Here is an 18693-nt window from a genome sequence, read left to right on the forward strand (position 1 = left end):
GGTCCCGGGAGCGACAGACGGCAAACCCCGGAGCGGTCCGCCGCTCCGGGGTTTTCTTTTGGGATCAGGCCTGCCTTTGAGATCAGTTCTGGGGGCGGCGGTCGAGGGCCCAGGTGCGGTGCGGCTCGAAACCCGAACCCGTCCAGGCCAGGGCCGTCACGGTGATGGTGCTGTCGTCCGCCTCGATCAGGTTGAAGCTGGGCGGCACGCCACGCTCGCGGACCGAAAGGGTGCCGGCGCCCACGGCATAGGTCTTCCTGTCGCCGCAGGGGTAGGCCATGGAAAAAGGTACGTGGATGTGGCCGGTCAACACGACGTCGGCTCTGGCCTCGGTTAGGGCGGCGGCTGTCTTTGACCCGCCGCGAACGCGCGCGGTGATCGGCCCGCCGACGATCTCGGCCAGGGGGTGATGGCAGACCACCACCCGCAACGCCCCCGCGGGGGCCGTCGCCAGGCGGTCCACCACGCGATGACGCTGCAGCGGGGAGACCGCGCCCTTTGACCAGTCAAGCCGGACCTGAACGCCCCGGGCGCTGTTGAAGCCGGTGACGAAAAGTCCGGGCCGCACGACATCCGGCGGGCGGGTGGTGGTGAAGCAGTGATTGTAGCGCCGCCAAGGGTGCAGGATGCGCTGGGCGACGTCGAAATAGGGCGTGTCGTGATTGCCCGGGACGACGAACTTGTCTCCGGCCAGGGCGTCGATCCAGCGGCGGGCGGCGACGAACTCGTGGCGCTCGGCGAAGCGGGTGATGTCGCCGCTGATGACGATCAGGTCGGCGGTCTCCTCGGCGATCCGGGCCGCGGCCGCGGCGACGGCCTCTGGATGCTCGCCGCCGAAGTGGATGTCGGACAGATGGATCAGCCGGACGGTCAAAGAACCTCCGGAACCAGCGCCCGGAACGCGTTCGGGCGAAACTTGATCTGGGCCGTGCGCGACAGGCGTTGCGGTTCGCCATCGAGGATGGCGGGGATGCGGCCGCCGGCCCAGACGGCGCCATAGCGGCACTTGTCCACCTCAACCGATGGCGCGGCCCGCCAGTCGCCCACGGCGGCATGAAAGCCGAGACGGAAGATGTCTCGGGCGCTGGCCGGATCGACCGCGGTCGCTTCCAGGAAATCGGCGTCGTTCTCCATGATGGTCGACACCAGCGGGCACATGAGGGTCAGGGCTTCGGTCTTGCGCATCTTGCCGCCATCGAGGGCGTAGCGAAGGCGGCCCGTGAAGGCCCGCCGCATGGCCCGGCGAGCGCGCTGTACGGCGAGCCACATGCGGCCTTCACGCACGGCTTCGCGCGCCTCGGCCCAATGGGCGGGCGCGCCGAGGATGGCGGCGACGAAGAACATCTTGCCATCGACCTCGCCCCCGCTGACGGATTTCACAACGCCCGCGTCCAGGATTTCTTCCAGGGCGGCGCGCCAGTCGCGTTCGCCATAGAGCTGGCGCGGCAGCATGTTCATGGTGCCGCCGGGCAGGGGGGCGACAAGCGGGCCGTCGGGGCCGGACATCTCCGCCGCGCAACGGGCCGTGCCGTCGCCAGCCACTACGGCGAGCAGATCAGGGCCGGCGTCGATGGCGCGCTGCAGACAGGCGACGACTCCATCTTCGGGCGTGCTCACCCGCGCCTTCACGCCCCGCGCTTCGAGGATCGCCTCGGCCTCGGCCTTGGCGTTCGGTCCTGCCGAGCCTGACAGCGGATTGACCACCACTTCGACGTGACGGATCGGTGGTCTGCTTTGAGTGGTGGTCATGACGCCCCGGTGTGTCGTGATCAGCCGCCGACGGGCGGCGTGTACTCACCCAGCGACGAGGGTGAGCGGCCCAGGGCGCGGTCGATCGCGGCCCCGCCTTCGGCGAAGGAGCCCCCGTGGGTGGCGGCGGTGGTGAGGGCCACGGCGCCGGCGAGGGCGAGAAGAACCACCAGGCAGACAAGAAGCGGCGAGTCGCGGCGACGGCTGCGCTCGTCCTTGCGGCCACGCTCATAGGCTTCGCGGACCAGGCCCGCGTCGCTGGTGAAGGCGTCGAGGCTGCTGGGTTCTTCGACCACGGCCGGCTGTCGGTTCCAGAAACGCATGGCTTGTCCTCCTCGCACCAGATCTTGGCCCGCCGCCAATCTTGACCTTGGGCGATGTGGTCGAAACGCCGCGCCGCGGCGGCAGTTCCTGCGCGCCAGGAACCTGCGCCGTTGGGAGACGTTCGTTTGACGGCATCAGTCTATGGAGAAGCCCAGATGTACAGGACCTGGATCGCCCTTGCAGGGGCCGGCGTGCTCGCCGCCGCCTGCACCTCGACGGGCAACGTAGAGCGAAACGCCGCTGGCGGCGCGGCGCTCGGCGCCCTCGCCGGCGCCGTGATCGGCAATAATGTGGGCAGCGGCAGCGCGACCACGGGCGCGGCTATCGGCGCGGCTCTGGGCGGGACCGCCGGCGCCGTGAAGGGCTGCCGCGAAGACGGCGGATGTGGTGCGGAGACCAACCGCCGCCAGTACTATGATGAGCGCGCGGGCCGTTACTACTATTACGACAGCCGCGATGGCCGCTATTACTGGGAGAACGGCGCGCCCCGCTACTGATCGCAGCGCAAGCTGATCGGAATGGCGGCGGCCGGCGAGGATGTCGGCCGCCGCTTTTTGCGTGGGGACTTAGTTTCAGGGGCCCTCAAGGGGGCGGGAGGGGTTCGAATATGCCAAGGACTTTGAGTAAGGGAATGTGGGCTGTCGGCGTCGCCGCTATCGCGGTCGCCGGCTGCGCGTCGCTGGGGCCCAAGCGGTCCGATATCGTCCAGGCCGCGCCGTCCTGCCAGGACTTTACTGTCTCCATCTATTTCGAGCGGGACTCGACGCAGGTGACCCGTGAGGCGCGGGCGGTCCTGCGCGGCGCGTCGGGCATGGCCGCGGGCTGCAAGGTGGACAAGGTGACGGTCACCGGCCTGGCAGACGCCGTGGGCGCCGCCAACGTCAACCTGCAGCTCTCACGTGATCGCGCCCAGGCGGTCGAACAGGCTCTGGCGCGCGCGGGCTTTCCGACCATCGAGTTCTCAACCGCCGCCGTTGGCGACGCGGGGGCGACGACTTCGGACGGTCAGGCCCGCCCCCTGCGGCGTCGAACCGATGTGGCGGTCGATCTCGGCGGGCCGCTTTAATAGAGCGCCTACCCGACGCGCTGACGAGAAGAAGGGCGGCCTTTGCGGGCCGCCCTTTTTAAGTCTGCATCATCGAGAAAAGGGGGGTGCGGAGACGGCAGGCTGGCTCTCGCCAGCCTCAAGTCGGGGGGGCGTCGCCGCCTCCGCAGAGATGAAAAGCATTTCCCCGGAAATCTGTTCCCGGTCGCGACGAAAAAATTTCGCGGGTCTCTGAACGATCTCACGGTCAAGATTCGAGTCAGGGCGGAACGAGGCGAAGTTCCGGGGCGTTCTTCAGCAAAGGCGCATGTCTGCGCCGGCGAGGAGCCTTGCCATGATGCGCACCTATCGCGCCGCCCTTGGGGGCCTTGTTTTCTACGATGCGCCCGAGCGTCGCCGGCCTGGACGGCTTGCCCTGGCGGTGGCCGCTGGCGGCGTTCTGATAGCCGTCTCTGGCGGCGTGGCCAGCCAGTTCATGCAGCCGGCGCCTGAACCCGTCCCGGCGCAGCAGGTCGCCCAGACCGATGCGCCGCTGTCCTACCTGCCCCAATAGCTGAAAGAATCCTCATGCCTAGCGACGCCCCTCGTCTAAACGCCACCCGCGCCCGCCAGGGTCGCTGGGGCCGTCACGTCCTGTGGGTCCTGGTGATCTCGACAGCCCTCGCCGCCCTCGCCCTGTTCGGCAGCTGGGGCATGCGTAGCGGCGAATACAGCGCGATCGAGGCCCAACAGGGGCCGACCGCGGCTGAAACCGGCACAGAGCCGGCCGACTCCGTGGCCGCCAAGCAGAACTGACCATCGCGGCGCCAGCGCCAAAAAGAACGGCCGCTCGGAAGGAGCGGCCGTTTTGCTGTGTGGGAAGATCGCTTCCCTAGATCACCGACTGGCCGCGTATGGCGCGGACAACGAAGTTGACCACGAGCAGCACCAGAAAGATGACAAAGAGAATCTTGGCGATGGTGGCGGCTAGGCCAGCCAGTCCCATAAAGCCGAGGTAACCGGCCACAATGGCCAGGATCGCGAAAACCAGGGTCCATCCGAGCACGGCGGTCGCTCCCATTCCGGCCCGCGGAATGCGGGCTGTTCAGAAAGCGAACGCCGGCTCGATGGCCAGGTTCCCCTAGGCGGCCTTGCGGGTGCGGCGGGGATGGAAGAACAGCGCCTGACCGATGGCCGCCTTGACCGTTTCCGGCTGGAACGGCTTGGTGATCAGGAAGGTCGGCTCCGGACGCTCGCCGGTGAGCAGGCGTTCGGGGAAGGCGGTGATGAAGATCACCGGCACGTCGAGGCGCGCCAGAATGTCCTTCACCGCGTCGATGCCCGACGAGCCGTCGGCCAGCTGGATGTCGGCCAGGACCAGGCCCGGGGTCTTGCGTGCGACAGCGTCGACGGCCTCGCCACGGGTGGCGGCGATATCGGTGACGTCATGACCCAGTTCGCGGACCAGGGCCTCGATATCGGCGGCGATCACCGGCTCGTCCTCGATGATGAGGACGTCGGTGGCCAACTCCGCGTCAATTTCGGTCTGGGCCTCTGAGATCAGGGACTCCACCTCGTCGAAGTCCGTGCCCAGGATCTGGGCCGCCTCGGTGGGGGTGAACCCTTCCAGGGCGGTGAGCAGAAACGCCTGGCGTGAACGCGGAGCGATGCGCATCAGGCGACGCGAGGCATCCTCGCCGCCCATGCCGATATCGTCCTGCTCGGTCGCCTCGAGCTGCGCGCCCGAGCTGAGCCAGATGGCGTGAAACACGTGATAAAGAGCGACCCGCGGAGACAGAGAGCTCTCCAGGGAACGTTCGCCCGCGGCCAGCGCTTCAAGCGCTACGCGCACATAGTGGTCGCCCGTGGTTTGGTCACCGGTCAGCGCGCGCGCGTAACGACGAACATAGGGCAGATGCGGCGCAAGCCGAGCAAGAAGACTCATGACCCCTCCCGACTTTCAAAAGGTCTTCAAAAAACAAGCGTCGGGATACGCATAACGTCCCGACAAGGTGCCAAACGCGTCGCCACGGTTACGGTTCCAACAAGCTTCACCTTTCGTCATGATGTGCTTGAATGCAATGGAACCCGGAAGGGAGATGGGCGTTTCCGGCTCACGGCGCCGCATGCGCCAAAGGCATATTGGGCTGCAGTAAGGGGGCGATCGCCGGTTCCGGCGTCGGAGTCATGATCGAACAAAGAGCCATGGAAGACCGTCGCAAAGGGCCTGCATCCGCCGCCCTGGACGAAGCCCGCCTGCGCCAGCAGGCTATCGGCGTGAAGCTGCGCGCCATGTTCGACGAAGTCGTCAACGAGCCCGTTCCTGACGAGTTCCTCGATATCCTTCGCAAGGCCGATGACAAAGCGGGAGACCGCTAATGGCCGATCATATCGACGCGGATCGCACCGCGGGCGGCCCTGTCGGGGTCGAGCGAGACAATATCTTCAAGCGCGAGCTGGTTCAGCTGATCCCCCACCTGCGCGCGTTCGCGCGCACCCTGGCTGGTGATCCGACCGCCGCGGACGATCTGGCGCAGGACGCCATGATGAAGGCCTGGGACGCTCGCGAGAGTTTCCAGCTGGGCACGAACATGAAGGCCTGGACCTTCATGATCCTGCGCAACCAGTTCTATTCGGAAAAGCGCCGGTCCTGGCGTCAGAGCCAGCTTGATCAGGAAGCCGCCGAGCGGACCCTGGTCGCGGTGGACGATCCGGAAGCGCCGGTCGCGCTCGACGAGCTGCGCATGAGCCTGAACATGCTTCCGGCCGAGCAGCGTGAAGCGCTGATCCTGGTCGGCGCCGGCGGCTTCGCCTACGAAGAAGCGGCTGAAATCTGCGGCTGCGCGGTCGGTACGGTGAAGAGCCGTGTCAGCCGTGCGCGTCGCGCCCTGCAGTCCATCCTCGAGGATGGCTCTTATGAGCGCGACGGGGGCGCGGCCGGTGACGCGATGAAGTCGATCCTCGCCGATGCGGAGCGTCTGAGCTCGGTTCGGTGAGGCTGGCCGAAAGGCTGGGCTGGGGTCCGGCGACCACCATCCGCGTCCGCTTGGCCGCGGCGGTGGCTGTCGCTCTTTTGCCGGTGCTGATCCTCAGCGCCGCCCAAACCGTCACCGCATTCCATCGCGACGCCGAATCCCAGCGCGAAAGCCTGGCGCTCGGCGCGCAGCGCAGCGCCGCCACGGTCCAGGCCAGGATCGAGGCGGCGGGCGTACTGCTGGAGACCTTGGGTCCCGGCTCGGTGGGTCTGAACTGCGCCCAGCGCCTCAATGACATCAAGCGCCGCCTGCCGGGCTACGCCAACCTGATCCGGTTCGATGTGCGCGGACGTGTCGCCTGTTCGGCCGAGACAGTGCCGTCTGACGCCGCGCGCGCGGCGCGGCCATGGTTCTCGCGTATCCGGGAGGGCCAATCGATGACGGTCGACGCCAGGCCAGGCGTCGCCTATGCGGCCGAGCCGTCGTTGTTGGCCGCCGTGCGCGCCGAACGTGACGGAAAGTTCGACGGCGCGCTGGTGGCGGTGATCGCCCTGTCCAGCCTGCAGCCTGAGACGACTTCCCGCGCTCTGCCGGGCGGAGCCGAGATCGCGATGGTCGATCGTGAAGGCCAGTATTTCGCGCTCACCAGCCCCGCCGCCTTCCCTAACGAGCCGCCGGACCTGTCGCAGGCCGGCTCGAAGAATCTGCTCTGGACCGCCAGGGACGCCTCGAACCGCCTGCGCACCCTGTCGGCGGCGCCCCTCGTGGCGAACGAGGTCTATGTGGTGCTGTCCGCGCCGTCGCCGGGCCTGTTCTCGTGGGCGCGCCTCAACCCGATCTCGCGGCTGTTGCTGCCGATCTTCGCCTTCTTCGCGGCCTTGGCGGCGGTGCTGCTGGCGGCGGAGCGCAGCATCGTGCGCTGGATCTACTATTTGGAACGGGTCGCGGCGATCTACGCCCGTGGCCGCTTCACGGTTCGCCCGGTGCGGGCCGACAAGGCTCCGCCGGAAATCCGTGAGCTGGCCGAGACGCTGGACCACATGGCCGGGGCCATCGTCACGCGCGACGCCTCCCTGCACGACAGCCTGGACCAGAAGGACGCGCTGCTGCGCGAAATCCATCACCGGGTGAAGAACAACCTTCAGGTCATCTCAAGCCTGCTCAGCCTTCAGCAAAGGGCGCTGACCGACCCGGCCTCGCGCCAGGCGATCATGGATACGCGTCAGCGCATCTCCGCCCTGGCGCTGGTCTATCGCGCCCTTTACCAGGGGCCGGACCTCAAGCAGGTGGACCTGCGCCCGTTCCTGGAGGAATTGACCGCCCAGCTGCTGTCGGGCGACGCGGGCCCGCACGGCGCGGTGCGGACGGAGGTCCATGCCGACCCCCTGATGATCGATCCCGATCGTCTGGCGCCCCTGGCCCTTTTCGCGGTGGAGGCGGTGGCCAACGCCCAGAAGCAGGTCTTCTCCGAACGGCCAGGCTCCTTGAGCGTGGAGTTCAGGGTTCGCGACGGCGAGGGCACTCTGGACATCGTCGACGACGGCGGCGGGATCGGCGTTCCCGGCGCCCCGCCCAGCGGGATGGGCATGACCCTGATGAACGCCTTCGCGCGCCAGCTTCGCGGTCGGGTCAGCTTCGAGCCGAACCCCGCCGGCGGTCTGCGCATCAGCCTGGTCTTCCCGACTCCGGAGGCCAAGATGAAGCCCGCGAGCAAGGCGGCGGAACAAAGCTGAGCCGCTGGCGTTTTTCCCGCGCCATACAAGCCGCGCGAGCGGCATTCAGGAGAACTCTCATGCGCAAGCTCATCATCATGGCGGTTGTCGCCGCTGGTCTCGCCGCCGCCGCCTGCAACACCGTTTCGGGCGCTGGTGAGGACGTTTCGGCTGCCGGCAAGGCCGTCACCAACACCGCCGAAGACGCCAAGAACTAAGACGCCTCCCTCGGGAGACGAGAAAGGCCCCGCGGATAGCGGGGCCTTTTGCGTTTCAGGTCGAGATTTTCAGGCCGCCTTGCGGAAGTCGGGGTCACGCCCGAATACTTCGGGATGTCCATCGACCGGTGTCAGGGCCGAGGTCAGGCCCGCCGGTTCATCTCCCGGACTGAGCACGAGGAAGCCGTCGTCGGCCAGGGTCACGGCCACGTTCTCCAGCACGCGGCCGCGCACGGCCTCATCCATGGTCGCCAAAACGCCCCGCAGGAAGATGATGTCGAACCGGCCAAGGGCCGAGAGGTCGGAGATCAGGTTGATCCGCCGCCAGCGCACCATCTGACGCACGCGCGCGTCCAGGGACCACATCTCGTCCACCTTCTCGAAGTGGGCTACGAGGCGGCGCACGGGCAGGCCGCGCTGCACCTCGAACTGGGTGTAGAGGCCGCTCTGGGCCTTCTCCAGGCAACGCTCGGAGATGTCGGACCCGAACAGTTCGGGCTTCAGTCCCGGCAGGACGCCGCGCGCCTCTTCGGCCATCATGGCCAGGGAATAGGCTTCCTGGCCTGTGGCGCAGGCCGCGCTCCAGATCCGGACCGACCCGCCAGGGCGCCGATGGGCCATGGCCGGCAGCAGCTCCTTCTCGAACTGGTTGAAGGCGTCGCGCGGGAAGAAGAAGGCGGTTTCCGCCCCGGTCATCGCTTCGACCACCGCCCAGATCAGGCGCTCCTCGCGCTTGGAGCGCACCATGGCGATCATGTCGTCGATGCTGGCGAAGCCTTCGCGGCGGGCGACGGGCGAGAGCCGGCTATTGATCAGGTAGGTCTTCTCCAGCGCCACCTTGAGGCCGGCGCGGGAACGGCACAGGGCCGCGAGGAATTCCAGGTCGGACGGCTTCACAGAACGCCCGCCTCAATGAACTTGGCTTCGATCACGTCGCCGTCGAAGGGCTTCATGATGTACTCGTCGGCCCCGCAATCGAGAGCCTCGCGGATATGCTCCAGGTCGGCCTCGACCGTGCAGAAGACGACCACGGGCGCGGAGCCGCCGGGCTCCTGGCGCAGCTGTCTCAGGAACTCCACCCCGTTCATCACCGGCATATTCCAGTCGAGCAGGATGGCGTCGGGCATGGCCGCGCGGCACCAGCCAAGCGCCTCCATCCCGTCGGCGGCCTCGGCGATCTGAAAGCCGATGTCCTCGAGGATGCGTCGGGCGACTTTCCGGATCACCCGGCTGTCATCGACGACAAGGCAGGTCTTCACAGGCGCGCAGGCTCCATTCCAATGAGCCGTTTTGCGCCGCTTTGGTTAAGGAGGGGTAAGGAATCCTGCCGCTTAGGCAGGCACCCAGGCGGCCAAAGTGACGCGCTCTTCAGCGGTTTCGGCGGCGACCTGGCCGCCGCAGGCCTTGACCAGGTTGTGCAAGTAGGCGGCCTGGATCCACTGGCCCCCGATGCCGTCGCCCAGGGGATCGCCCTTGAGGCCGGCCACGACTTCGGGGCGCAGGCGGGCGCGGGCGCCCGAAGCGTCGACGGTGATCACATAGCGGTTGTCGACCAGCATGACCCGGATCTTGGCCTTGCCGCCGGTGGGCAGGGCGCCGGCGGCGATCTGGGCGAGATTCAGCAGGGCGCGTGCCGCCGGCTTGTTCACCTGGGGCGCGTCGGCGGTCCATTCGAGCTCGGGCCGAACGTGGGCGTAGACGCCCTGGGCCAGGGCCTCGAGATCGCGGCTGTCGAAACTTTCGGCCGCGGCCGAGGCGCCGAAGGCCACGCGGCTGAACTGCAGCAGGTCCACCAGCTTGCGGGCGCTGGCGTTGATCAGGCCCATGGCGTCTTCGCGCATGTCCTGGGCCGTCGGATCCTCGAGCAGGTCGAGGCCGGAGACGATGGCGCTGGCCGGGCTGATGAAGTCGTGGCACAGGCGCGCCGCGAGCAGGGCCGCCAGATCGGCGGGAGACTGTTGGGTCGGGGCGTCGAGGGCGTCGTTCATCGACCGGGACCTTGGCCTGATTTGGCGCTGGGGAAAATGGCCCTTAAAGACGGCGCCGATGGACCTGTTTCTCGAACCCGGCGCCCTGGTGCGCCATCCCGATCAGGCCGACTGGGGCCTGGGTCAGGTGCAGTCGGTCGCCGGGCGGCGGGTGACCGTCAATTTCGAGCAGGCCGGCAAACAGACGATCGATTCGGACGCGGTGCGGCTGATCTTCGTCGGCGACGATCCGAGGGGACACTGACGTGAGCAACGACGCCGCAATGGGCGAAATCCTGGCCGATATCGTCGAGGAGGCCGCGCGGCTTATCCTGCCGTACTGGCGCTCGGACCTGACTGTGATCCGCAAGGCGGACGAGAGCCCGGTGACCGAGGCTGACCAGCGTGGCGAGCAGCTGATCCTGGACCTGCTGGCCCGCCATTTCCCGGACATCCCCGTGGTATCGGAGGAGGATTCGGCCGAGAACGGCGTGCCCACCGACGCGGCGGGTCGCTTCTTCCTGGTGGACCCCCTGGACGGGACCAAGGCCTTCGTTCGCGGCGACCCCAATTTCACGGTCAATATCGGCCTGATCGAGAACGGCCGCTCGGTAGCGGGCGCCATCTGCGCGCCCGTGACCATGGAGACCTGGTTCACGACCCCGAACGGAACGATGAAACGCCAGCAGGGCGAGGCCGCCTCGCCCGTGCGAGTGCGCCCCTGGCCCACGGGCGAAGCCGTGGCCCTGGTGTCGCACACCATGAAGGAAGAGGTGGCCGCCAAGCTGCAGGCCGAATATGGCTTTGACCGGCGTCAGCCGATGGACAGCTCCATCAAGCTTTGCCGCATCGCCGAGGGCGCGGCGGACATCTATCCACGCCATGGACCGACCATGGAATGGGACACCGCCGCCGGCCAGGCGATCCTGGAGGCGGCCGGCGGGCGTTTCTCGACACCCGACGGCTCACCCTTCGTCTACGGCAAGGCCGATGCGGGATTCCGCAACGGCTGGTTCGTAGCCAGGGGCGGCTAGGCCCCTACTTCTTGGTCCAGCCGCCGCCGGCGGGCTTGTACCAGGCGCCGGCGGGCAGGCGTTCGAACAGCTGGCGGGCGGCGGCCTGGCCGGCGGCTTCGGGCGTCACGCCGGTCTTGCCGGCGATGTCGCGATAGACGGCGGCGCGGCCGGCGTTGATCTCGCGCACCGCGGCCTGCAGGGCCGCGTCGCCCGTACCGGACACGAAGCCGAGATAGCCGTCAGCCTGCTCGCCGACCACGCCTGCGGTCTTGGCGATGTCGACCTGGGCCTTGGCGGCCGATTGGGCCAGAGCGGGAGCCGAGGCGGCCCCCAGCGAAACGGCGATGGCCGCGGCGGTGAAAAGCTTGCGCATCATGATGAAACTCCTCAGGCGCCTAGAACAGGTTGGGGTTCTGGCTGATCAGCGTCTGGACTTCCTTGTCCAGCCGCACCCGGACGTCTGCGTCCAGCTTGGCGTAGATGTTGATGGGATCCACCTTCACGCGCACGGTCGGCGTGCAGGCTCCCAAGAGGGCCGCGAAAGCGGCGGCGGCGGTGAGCGCAGCTGCGCGCTTGGTCATGAGCGTGGTCTCCGTCATGGCTCAGTTAATCGGACTCTACGGCTGAACGGGGGCTGAACGCGAGGGGGCCTGTTCAGGATCTGTCCAGCCCCGACGCCAGCCAGCCAGCAGGTCGTCGAGATTGAAGGTGGTGTCCAGCGTCAGGTTGACAGGCGTGCCGGCCGGCAGGGCGATGCGCTTGTCGAAGGCTCGCCCGCGCAGGACGTCGAGGATGCCGACCCGCGCTTTTTCCTTCACCTTGGGATCGTGGCGGCCCTCGATGTGGAACAGCACGCCCAGCCGTCCGCCGTCGAGGCTGTTCACGGTGGCCTCCAGCTTGTCGTAGCTGAGGTTCTCCATGGCCTGATAGGCGAAGTCCTGAATGGCGTTGGTGGTGTCGGCGGGCTGGCCGTTGGCCGAGGCGTTGGCGATCAGGGCTCGGCTGATGGCGATGCGTCCGGGCGGGGCGCCGGCCAGCTTGCCGTCGCGGACGCGGATATTCTCCCCGTCGATCTCGAAAGGGATGCGGCCGTTGAACAGCCCGTCGATCTGCAGACGGTCGGACAGGGATGTGCCGGCGACCAACTGGCCCAGCTGCACCTCTTCCAGAACCAGCGCTCCGCGAATCGTTCCGCCTTCGTAGGTGACCGACATCGGCTCCACGCGCACCACGCCCTTCAAGGTCTTGGCGACGGCCGATTCCAGGGCGAAGGCCTTTTCCTCCAGATGGAAGGTGGCGACCACGTCGTCCAGGGGCGCGAAGGCCTCCACGCGGGCGATGGTCGCGGTCTGACCCGGCGCGGTGACCAGGGGCGTGAGGCTGGCGAAGGTGACGTCGGCGCCGGCGTTCTTGCTGAGACCGGCGGGTCCCTTGAACTGCAGGCCGGCGGCGGTGAAACGGCCGCTGCTGGTCATGCCGGCCGCGTTCCAGTCGAAGCGGCCGGTGAATGATGCGCTTCCTTGAACCTGCTGCAGCGGCGCGGCCATGGGCGAAATCTCGGCGGGCTGCAGGCCGTCGGGCATGAAGGCCAGCTGAGAGGCGTCGATGGCCGCCGCGCCGACGCCGGAATTCATGTCGTGCGCCACGTCGATACGGGTCAGGGCGCGGCCGGCTTCGGTGCGCAGGGTGATCGGACCGGTCCAGCGATTGCGGGCCAGGGCCACGGTCCCGTCGGCGATGATGGGGTTGAAGCGCGGGGCGGGCTGGCGATCGACGACCTTGGCGGCGTTCAGGCGGACCTGACCGTTCATGGTTCCGCCGGCGCCGGACAGAGCGAAGGCCGCCTCCCCGTCGGCCAGTTCGGATTCGGCGGCGGTCAGGCCGGCGCTCGCCTTGACCAGGCGGCCGTCGGCCCGCCAGCCATTGGCGCTGACCCGCAGGATCGGGCCGTCGGCGCAGACCTGGGCGGCCAGGCCGTCGAGGCTGGTCTCGCCCATGACGAACTTCTCCGCCGCCACATCCGCGCAGCGGTCGAGGCGAACGGCCAGCAGTCCGTTTCGGCTGGACGCCTTGGCGTCGCCCTTGATGGTCAGGTTCTGCAGCGGAGGCAGGTCCAGTTCCGCGGTCAGAGACAGGGCGGCGTCGATGCCTTGAGGCCCCGCCGTCCAGCGTGGAATGCGCAAGGCCGCGGTCGGCAGGCCGCCGCCCGCAAGCTCCAGGTTCGCGGCTCCGGACGCGCCGCCGCCCAGACTCTGAACCAGGGGCGCGCTCACCGGATCGAGCCGCAGACGCGCGCCGCTCGCGCCGCGAACCGTCAAGGGCCGTCCGGCGACGGCGCGGAAGCTGTCGGGCCGCATGGTCAGGGCGATGGATGGCGCGTCGAGCGTCAGCCGCGTCAGGTTGCGGGACAGGGCGGCCTGATAGTCAGGGTTCTGGGCGACCACAGGGGTCTGGGCCGCCAGCCGCCGCGCTGTGGCGGTTGAGATCGAGGCGCCGCCGTCCAGCGCCATCTGGCCGTTGAGCGAGACGCCCTGGGCGTCCTTGCGGGCTGTCAGTCGCCCGGTGCGGGCGCTGGCCGAAACCCGTTGCAAGTCCAGCCCGCCAGCGATGACGGCGCCGGCCGAGGCGTTCAGCCGAACAGCGCCTTCAAAGCGGTCGGCGGCTTTGTCGTGATTGAAGGTGAAGCCGTTGAGCTGCAGGTCGGCGTCGAGATCGTCAATCTGCTCGCCGCCCATGTTCAAGTCGCTTGCCGACAGCCCGGCGACCAAACGGCCGGAGAGGGCCGCGCGCTCTGGATAGCCGAACACCGAGCCGGTCCAGTCGAGTTTCAGGCGCGCGCCCTGAACCCTGGCTCCGGACGTCTCTCCGCGCTGCGCGGTGAAAACAGCGTTCAGGGCGACAGGACCCGCGGCGGACATGCCGCGCAGGTCTGGATAGGGCAGCTCTCCGGCCAGGTCGCCCTCCAGACCCTCGATGCGAGTCTCGCCCTGGGTTAGGCTGGAAGGCGACAGATGGGCGCTGGTCCGCATCCGCGCGCCGTTCTTGCGCAGGGAAAAACGGGCGCCGTCGCTGGTCAGGACCACATCGTCCTTCTTCAACCGCGTGGGCATCAGGGCGCCGTCTAGGCGCAGCAGGGCGCCCTGGTCCATGGCGCCGTCCCCGACCAGGGTGACGCGGCCGAACTCGGTGCCCAGATCGACCCGCGCGCTTTCGATAAGCACGGCGGGGCCGCCGGTCTGCTCGGGCCGAGGGGTCTTGGTGAAGTCCTCGATCAGGGGATCGAGCGCGCCGAAGGACAGCTTGCCCTTCACGAACGCCGCCTTGATATGCGGCCGGACCAGGCGCACGGCCCGGGTCTCGATGGCGAACTTGTCGCCAGCCCAGGGCGGGGTAAGCGAATAGGCCACTTCCAGGCGTTCGGCCGAGAAGATGGGATCATCCTCCGATCCCACCCGCACGCGGCCGACAAAGCCGTCCACGTCCAGGGCCTGGATATCGACGGAGGCCTCGACGCCGCGCTCGCGCAGCCAGGATATGGCCAGTTCGCGGGCGATTTCCCGCCGCTGGGCAAGGACGATCAGGCCGCCCGCCGCCACGCTCCACAGGGCCACGGCGCCGACTTCCAGCGCCACGGCGGCCAACCTCGCCCGGCGCGAAGGTGCGTGGCGAATGGGCGGATCGGGATTTTGCGTGGTCTCCGTCATCAGCCTTCAGGGTCTCGGCTTGCGGGACAAAAATAAGGCCTCAGCGCTCGGACTTCAGTCCGAGCACGTCCTGCATGTCGTAGAGGCCTGGAGCTTGACCGTTCACCCATCGTGCAGCTTGCAACGCGCCACGGGCGAAGAGGCTGCGATCACGGGCCGAATGAGACAGGGTCAGGATCTCTTCCTCGCCGGCGAAGATCACGCTGTGTTCGCCGATGATCCCGCCGCCGCGAACGACGGAAAAGCCGATGGCGCCAGGCTCGCGCGGGCCGGTCAGGCCGTCGCGGCCCCGGTCGGAATTGTTGGCCAGATCGATCCCGCGGCCGTCGGCGGCGGCTTGGCCGAGCATCAGGGCGGTGCCCGAAGGGGCGTCGACCTTGCGCTTGTGATGAGCCTCGAAGACCTCAATGTCCCAGTCGTCGGCCGGCAGGGCGCGGGCCGCCTGGGCCACCAGGCCCATCAGCATGTTCACGCCCAAGGAGAAGTTGCCCGAGCGCACGATGGCGATCTTCTGTGCGGCGGCGGCGAGGCGCGCCTCCTGGGCGGCGTCCAGCCCCGTCGAGCCGATGACCAAGGCCGGCCCGCCCTGGGTGGCGCACCGCTCGGCCAGGGCGACGGAGGCCTCGGGCACGGTGAAGTCGATGACCACATGGGCGACCGCCAAGGCGTCCTCGATATCGACCACGCCGTCGCCGGTCGCGCCCGGACGATCGAACCGCGCGAAGACCTCGGCGTCGGCGCTGGCCTCGACCACGGCGGCGACGGCCTTGCCCATGCGGCCGAGGGCGCCGGCGACAGCGATGCGAAGGGTCTGCGACAAGCGAGTCTCCAAAAACAACTGTATGCGGTCACGCTTGCAGTCTAGTCTCGCGACCAACTCGCCGGGTCAAGCCGCAGCGAACAGAACGCAAGGGAGAGTGCGTGAAACTCTACAGCCACGACATGTCGCCATTCGCCGCCCGCGTGCGGCTGGCCATCTACGCCAAGGGCCTGGAGGTCGAGATCGCATCGCCGCCGGTGGCCGGGCTGAAGTCGCCCGAGTATCTGGCCATCAATCCCATCGGCAAGCTCCCCGCCTTGGTTCTGGACTGTGGCCAGGTGATCGCCGAGTCTGACACCATTCTGGAATATCTGGAGGACGCCTTCCCCAAGGCGCCGCTGCGGCCGGCCGATCCCAAGGAAGCCGCGCGCCAGCGCCTGATCGCCCGGGTCGGTGACCTCTATGTGGCGGCGCCCATGAGCATGCTGTTCAAGCAGATCAATCCACGCGCCCGTGACGAGGCGGTGGTCGAGCAGGAGTTCGCCAAGCTGGAAGCGGGGCTCGATCATCTCGACACTCATATTTGCGGTCTTGAACCGGCGGCGGCTGACGGTCTTCGGTTGGCGGACTGCCAGCTCGCGCCGATGCTGCACTTCCTGCCGCTGATCGAAGCCTCCTTCCGTCGGCCTTCGATGCTGGCCGAGCGGCCCAACCTGTCCGCCTACTGGTCCAGGCTGCGCGAACACGCCCTTGTCGTCCGGGTCTGCGAGGAGATCGACCGCGGCGTGGCCGCCATGCGCTCCAAGGCCTGATACGAACAGGCGTTCACCGCGCGGGCGGTTGTGGCGACAGGAGGCGCTCGCTAGGGTGCCTCCCCTTCACACAAGGGTTCGCCGCATGAACGGCGGCCCAGACGCAGACGGGGACACGCGCCGCATGAGCGACGAAAAACGCGCCTTTACCGACGAAGAGGCCCTGGCATTCCACCGCTACCCGACGCCGGGCAAGCTGGCGGTGGTGGCCACCAAGCCCATGGCGACGCAGCGCGACCTGTCCCTGGCCTATTCCCCCGGCGTGGCCGTGCCGGTCCACGCCATCGCCGCCGATCCCGACGCCGCCTACGACTACACCTCCAAGGGTAACCTGGTTGCGGTGATCTCCAACGGCACGGCGATCCTGGGCCTGGGCGATCTGGGCGCCCTGGCGTCCAAGCCGGTGATGGAGGGCAAGAGCGTCCTCTTCAAGCGCTTCGCCGACGTTGATTCCATCGACATCGAGATATCCAGCAAGGACGCCGACGAGATCATCACGGTCGTCAAGAACATCGGCGTGACCTTCGGCGGCATCAATCTTGAGGACATCAAGAGCCCTGAGTGCTTCCGCATCGAGACCGAGCTGCAGGATCTGCTCGACATCCCGGTCTTCCACGATGACCAGCACGGCACGGCGATCATCTGCGCCGCCGGCCTGATCAACGCCTGCGCCATCACCGGCCGCAAGCTGGAGGACGTGAAGGTCGTGCTGAACGGCCCCGGCGCGGCGGGCATCGCCTCGATGGAGCTGATCAAGGCCATGGGCGTGCGGCCCGAGAATGTGATCGCGGTCGACTCCAAGGGCGTCCTCTATGAGGGTCGCACCGAGGGCATGAACCAGTGGAAGAGCGCCCACGCGGTCAAGACCGACAAGCGCACCCTGGCCGAGGCCGTGGCCGGCGCCGACGTGCTGCTGGGTCTGTCGGCCAAGGGCGCTTTCACGCCCGAGATGATCGCCAGCATGGCGCCCAACCCGATCATCTTCGCCATGGCTAACCCCGATCCGGAGATCACTCCGGAAGAGGTCAAGGCCGTTCGCCCCGACGCGATCATGGGCACGGGCCGGAGCGACTATCCCAACCAGGTCAACAACGTCCTGGGCTTCCCCTACATCTTCCGCGGCGCTCTGGACGTGCGCGCCCGGCGGGTGAATCACGAGATGAAGATCGCCTGCGCCCGGGCTCTGGCCGAGCTGGCGCGCGAGGACGTGCCGGACGAGGTGGCCGCCGCCTATCATGGACGGCAGCTGAAGTTCGGCCCCGAGTACATCATTCCGTCGGCCTTCGATCCGCGGCTGATCTGGTACATCCCGCCCTTCGTGGCCCAGGCGGCCATGGATACCGGCGTGGCCCGCAAGCCGATCGAGGACATGGACGCCTATCGCGCCAGCCTCGCCCAGCGGCTGGATCCCACCGCCGGCTTCCTGCAGCGCATCAGCGGCTCGGTGATGAGCGGAGCGCAAAAGCGCGTGGTGTTCGCCGAAGGCGAGGAGCCGTCGGTGATCCGCGCGGCCTATGCCTTCCAGACCCAGGGTCTGGGCCAGGCGATCCTGTGCGGTCGCGAGAACCTGGTGCATCAGAACATGAAGCTGGTGGGCCTCAATCCCGACGAAACTCCGCTGGAGATCGTCAACGCCCGCGTCTCGGACAAGAACCCGGTCTATGTGGACTTCCTGTATGAGCGCTTGCAGCGCAAGGGCTACCTGCGCCGCGACGTGCAGCGCCTGATCAATCAGGACCGCAACAGCTTCGCCGCCGCCATGGTGGCCGTGGGCGACGCGGACGGCATGGTCACCGGCGTCACCCGCAGCTTCGACCAGGTACTGGAGGAGATTCGCCGCGTGATCGACCCGGCGCCGGGCGGACGGGTGATGGGCATGTCTATCGTGCTGGCCAAGGGCCGCACCCTGTTCATCGCCGACACCAATGTCACCGAGCTGCCCGAGGCCGAGGAGCTGGTGGAGATCGCCTGCGAGGCGGCGCGGGACGTGCGCAAGCTGGGCTTCACGCCACGGGTGGCCTTCATGTCCTACTCGACCTTCGGCAACCCGATGGGCACGCGGTCGGACAAGGTGCGCAAGGCGGTGCAGATGCTCGACCAGATGAAGGTCGATTTCGAGTACGAGGGCGAGATGCCGCCCGAACTGGCTCTGGACCCGAGCCTTCGCGCCAACTATCCGTTCATGCGCCTGACCGACAGCGCCAACATCCTGATCATGCCGGCCATTCACGCCGCCTCGATCTCGACCAAGCTGGTTCAGTCCCTGGGCGGCGCCACGGTGATCGGGCCGGTGCTGCTGGGCCTGGAGAAGTCGATCCAGATTTGTCCGCTTTCGGCCTCGGTGTCGAAGATTCTGAACATGGCCATGATGGCTGCCTATGACCGGCCTCTGGCCGAGGCGAGCGCTTGACCGGCCGTCACATTCTCGCGGC

The 18693-nt window shown here is 67.8% G+C and carries 24 protein-coding genes; 12 read left to right on the top strand and 12 right to left on the bottom strand.

Translation table 11 applies throughout. From position 1 onward, the window contains the following. Positions 1-82: 82 nt before the first annotated feature. The 3 genes from O5K31_RS00675 to O5K31_RS00685 are packed head-to-tail and all read right to left on the bottom strand — an operon-like array spanning position 83 to position 2072. The gene (locus tag O5K31_RS00675; protein WP_269715210.1) at positions 83-874 is read right to left on the bottom strand and encodes a metallophosphoesterase family protein; all 792 of its coding nucleotides are present in this window, start codon (positions 872-874) and stop codon (positions 83-85) included. Next, positions 871-1749, bottom strand: a complete 879-nt coding sequence (locus tag O5K31_RS00680) for a diacylglycerol/lipid kinase family protein (RefSeq protein ID WP_269715211.1) — start codon at positions 1747-1749, stop codon at positions 871-873. Before O5K31_RS00680 ends, O5K31_RS00675 begins: the two co-directional genes overlap by 4 nt. Before the next feature lie 20 nt (positions 1750-1769). Next, a complete protein-coding gene (locus O5K31_RS00685) occupies positions 1770-2072 on the bottom strand; it encodes a hypothetical protein (RefSeq protein WP_269715212.1) in 303 nt (100 codons plus the stop codon). Between the two features lie 156 nt (positions 2073-2228). On the opposite strand from O5K31_RS00685, the gene O5K31_RS00690 reads away from it, so the two are divergent. The 4 genes from O5K31_RS00690 (at position 2229) to O5K31_RS00705 (ending at position 3913) form a co-directional block, all read left to right on the top strand. Next, positions 2229-2570, top strand: coding sequence for a YMGG-like glycine zipper-containing protein (locus O5K31_RS00690; protein ID WP_269715213.1), 342 nt, complete (start codon positions 2229-2231; stop codon positions 2568-2570). Positions 2571-2704: 134 nt separating this feature from the next. Further along, complete coding sequence (locus O5K31_RS00695; protein WP_269715214.1) at positions 2705-3139, top strand: OmpA family protein; 435 nt, start codon at positions 2705-2707, stop codon at positions 3137-3139. 313 nt (positions 3140-3452) lie between these two features. Beyond that, positions 3453-3671 carry a hypothetical protein gene (locus tag O5K31_RS00700; protein WP_269715215.1) on the top strand — a complete coding sequence of 73 codons (219 nt, stop codon included), beginning with the start codon at positions 3453-3455 and terminating at the stop codon, positions 3669-3671. A 14-nt stretch (positions 3672-3685) separates the two neighbouring features. Beyond that, positions 3686-3913, top strand: coding sequence for a hypothetical protein (locus tag O5K31_RS00705; RefSeq protein ID WP_269715216.1), 228 nt, complete (start codon positions 3686-3688; stop codon positions 3911-3913). A 76-nt stretch (positions 3914-3989) separates the two neighbouring features. Here O5K31_RS00705 and O5K31_RS00710 read toward each other — a convergent pair whose 3' ends face one another. After that, positions 3990-4163, bottom strand: a complete 174-nt coding sequence (locus O5K31_RS00710) for a DUF1328 domain-containing protein (RefSeq protein ID WP_269715217.1) — start codon at positions 4161-4163, stop codon at positions 3990-3992. A gap of 75 nt (positions 4164-4238) precedes the next feature. Further along, positions 4239-5042, bottom strand: coding sequence for an anti-anti sigma factor/receiver protein PhyR (gene phyR / locus O5K31_RS00715; protein ID WP_269715218.1), 804 nt, complete (start codon positions 5040-5042; stop codon positions 4239-4241). Positions 5043-5284: 242 nt separating this feature from the next. Between phyR and nepR the strand changes: the two genes are divergently transcribed. Genes nepR through O5K31_RS00735 form a run of 4 tightly spaced genes read left to right on the top strand, consistent with a single transcriptional unit; the run spans position 5285 to position 8002 of the window. Then, positions 5285-5476, top strand: coding sequence for an anti-sigma T factor NepR (gene nepR / locus O5K31_RS00720; protein ID WP_269715219.1), 192 nt, complete (start codon positions 5285-5287; stop codon positions 5474-5476). Next, complete coding sequence (locus O5K31_RS00725; RefSeq protein WP_269715220.1) at positions 5476-6093, top strand: sigma-70 family RNA polymerase sigma factor; 618 nt, start codon at positions 5476-5478, stop codon at positions 6091-6093. Before nepR ends, O5K31_RS00725 begins: the two co-directional genes overlap by 1 nt. Beyond that, positions 6090-7805 carry a sensor histidine kinase PhyK gene (gene phyK, locus O5K31_RS00730; protein ID WP_269715221.1) on the top strand — a complete coding sequence of 572 codons (1716 nt, stop codon included), beginning with the start codon at positions 6090-6092 and terminating at the stop codon, positions 7803-7805. The genes O5K31_RS00725 and phyK overlap by 4 nt, the downstream gene beginning before the upstream one ends. Positions 7806-7864: 59 nt before the next feature. After that, positions 7865-8002, top strand: coding sequence for an entericidin A/B family lipoprotein (locus O5K31_RS00735; RefSeq protein WP_269715222.1), 138 nt, complete (start codon positions 7865-7867; stop codon positions 8000-8002). Between the two features lie 69 nt (positions 8003-8071). Here O5K31_RS00735 and O5K31_RS00740 read toward each other — a convergent pair whose 3' ends face one another. From O5K31_RS00740 to chpT, 3 genes are all read right to left on the bottom strand, one after another. Continuing rightward, entirely contained in the window at positions 8072-8899 is an 828-nt protein-coding gene (locus tag O5K31_RS00740) for a CheR family methyltransferase (RefSeq protein ID WP_269715223.1), read from the bottom strand. After that, on the bottom strand, positions 8896-9261 hold the full coding sequence (locus tag O5K31_RS00745; RefSeq protein WP_269715224.1) for a response regulator: 366 nt from the start codon (positions 9259-9261) through the stop codon (positions 8896-8898). The genes O5K31_RS00740 and O5K31_RS00745 overlap by 4 nt, the downstream gene beginning before the upstream one ends. Before the next feature lie 72 nt (positions 9262-9333). After that, a complete protein-coding gene (chpT, locus tag O5K31_RS00750; protein ID WP_269715225.1) occupies positions 9334-9990 on the bottom strand; it encodes a histidine phosphotransferase ChpT in 657 nt (218 codons plus the stop codon). A gap of 58 nt (positions 9991-10048) precedes the next feature. Here chpT and O5K31_RS00755 point away from each other — a divergent pair, with 58 nt between their 5' ends. Continuing rightward, positions 10049-10234 carry a DUF3553 domain-containing protein gene (locus O5K31_RS00755; protein WP_269715226.1) on the top strand — a complete coding sequence of 62 codons (186 nt, stop codon included), beginning with the start codon at positions 10049-10051 and terminating at the stop codon, positions 10232-10234. A 19-nt stretch (positions 10235-10253) separates the two neighbouring features. Continuing rightward, the gene (gene cysQ, locus O5K31_RS00760; RefSeq protein ID WP_269717122.1) at positions 10254-11003 is read left to right on the top strand and encodes a 3'(2'),5'-bisphosphate nucleotidase CysQ; all 750 of its coding nucleotides are present in this window, start codon (positions 10254-10256) and stop codon (positions 11001-11003) included. A 4-nt stretch (positions 11004-11007) separates the two neighbouring features. On the opposite strand, the gene O5K31_RS00765 is transcribed toward cysQ, so the two are convergent. From O5K31_RS00765 to dapB, 4 genes are read right to left on the bottom strand one after another with little or no spacing between them, the layout of a single operon-like run. Then, on the bottom strand, positions 11008-11361 hold the full coding sequence (locus O5K31_RS00765) for a YdbL family protein (RefSeq protein ID WP_269715227.1): 354 nt from the start codon (positions 11359-11361) through the stop codon (positions 11008-11010). 19 nt (positions 11362-11380) lie between these two features. Beyond that, the gene (locus O5K31_RS00770) at positions 11381-11566 is read right to left on the bottom strand and encodes a YnbE family lipoprotein (protein WP_269715228.1); all 186 of its coding nucleotides are present in this window, start codon (positions 11564-11566) and stop codon (positions 11381-11383) included. A gap of 36 nt (positions 11567-11602) precedes the next feature. Further along, the gene (locus O5K31_RS00775; protein ID WP_269715229.1) at positions 11603-14689 is read right to left on the bottom strand and encodes an intermembrane phospholipid transport protein YdbH family protein; all 3087 of its coding nucleotides are present in this window, start codon (positions 14687-14689) and stop codon (positions 11603-11605) included. A 40-nt stretch (positions 14690-14729) separates the two neighbouring features. Beyond that, complete coding sequence (dapB, locus tag O5K31_RS00780; RefSeq protein WP_269715230.1) at positions 14730-15509, bottom strand: 4-hydroxy-tetrahydrodipicolinate reductase; 780 nt, start codon at positions 15507-15509, stop codon at positions 14730-14732. Positions 15510-15610: 101 nt separating this feature from the next. Here dapB and O5K31_RS00785 point away from each other — a divergent pair, with 101 nt between their 5' ends. Together O5K31_RS00785 and O5K31_RS00790 are read left to right on the top strand one after the other, a co-directional pair. Beyond that, the gene (locus O5K31_RS00785; RefSeq protein WP_269715231.1) at positions 15611-16261 is read left to right on the top strand and encodes a glutathione S-transferase family protein; all 651 of its coding nucleotides are present in this window, start codon (positions 15611-15613) and stop codon (positions 16259-16261) included. Between the two features lie 124 nt (positions 16262-16385). Beyond that, positions 16386-18671 (top strand): NADP-dependent malic enzyme, encoded by a 2286-nt coding sequence (locus tag O5K31_RS00790; protein ID WP_269715232.1) that lies wholly within the window; start codon positions 16386-16388, stop codon positions 18669-18671. Positions 18672-18693 lie beyond the last annotated feature (22 nt).

The sequence above is a fragment of the Caulobacter sp. NIBR2454 genome, assembly GCF_027474405.1.
GTDB lineage: Bacteria > Pseudomonadota > Alphaproteobacteria > Caulobacterales > Caulobacteraceae > Caulobacter.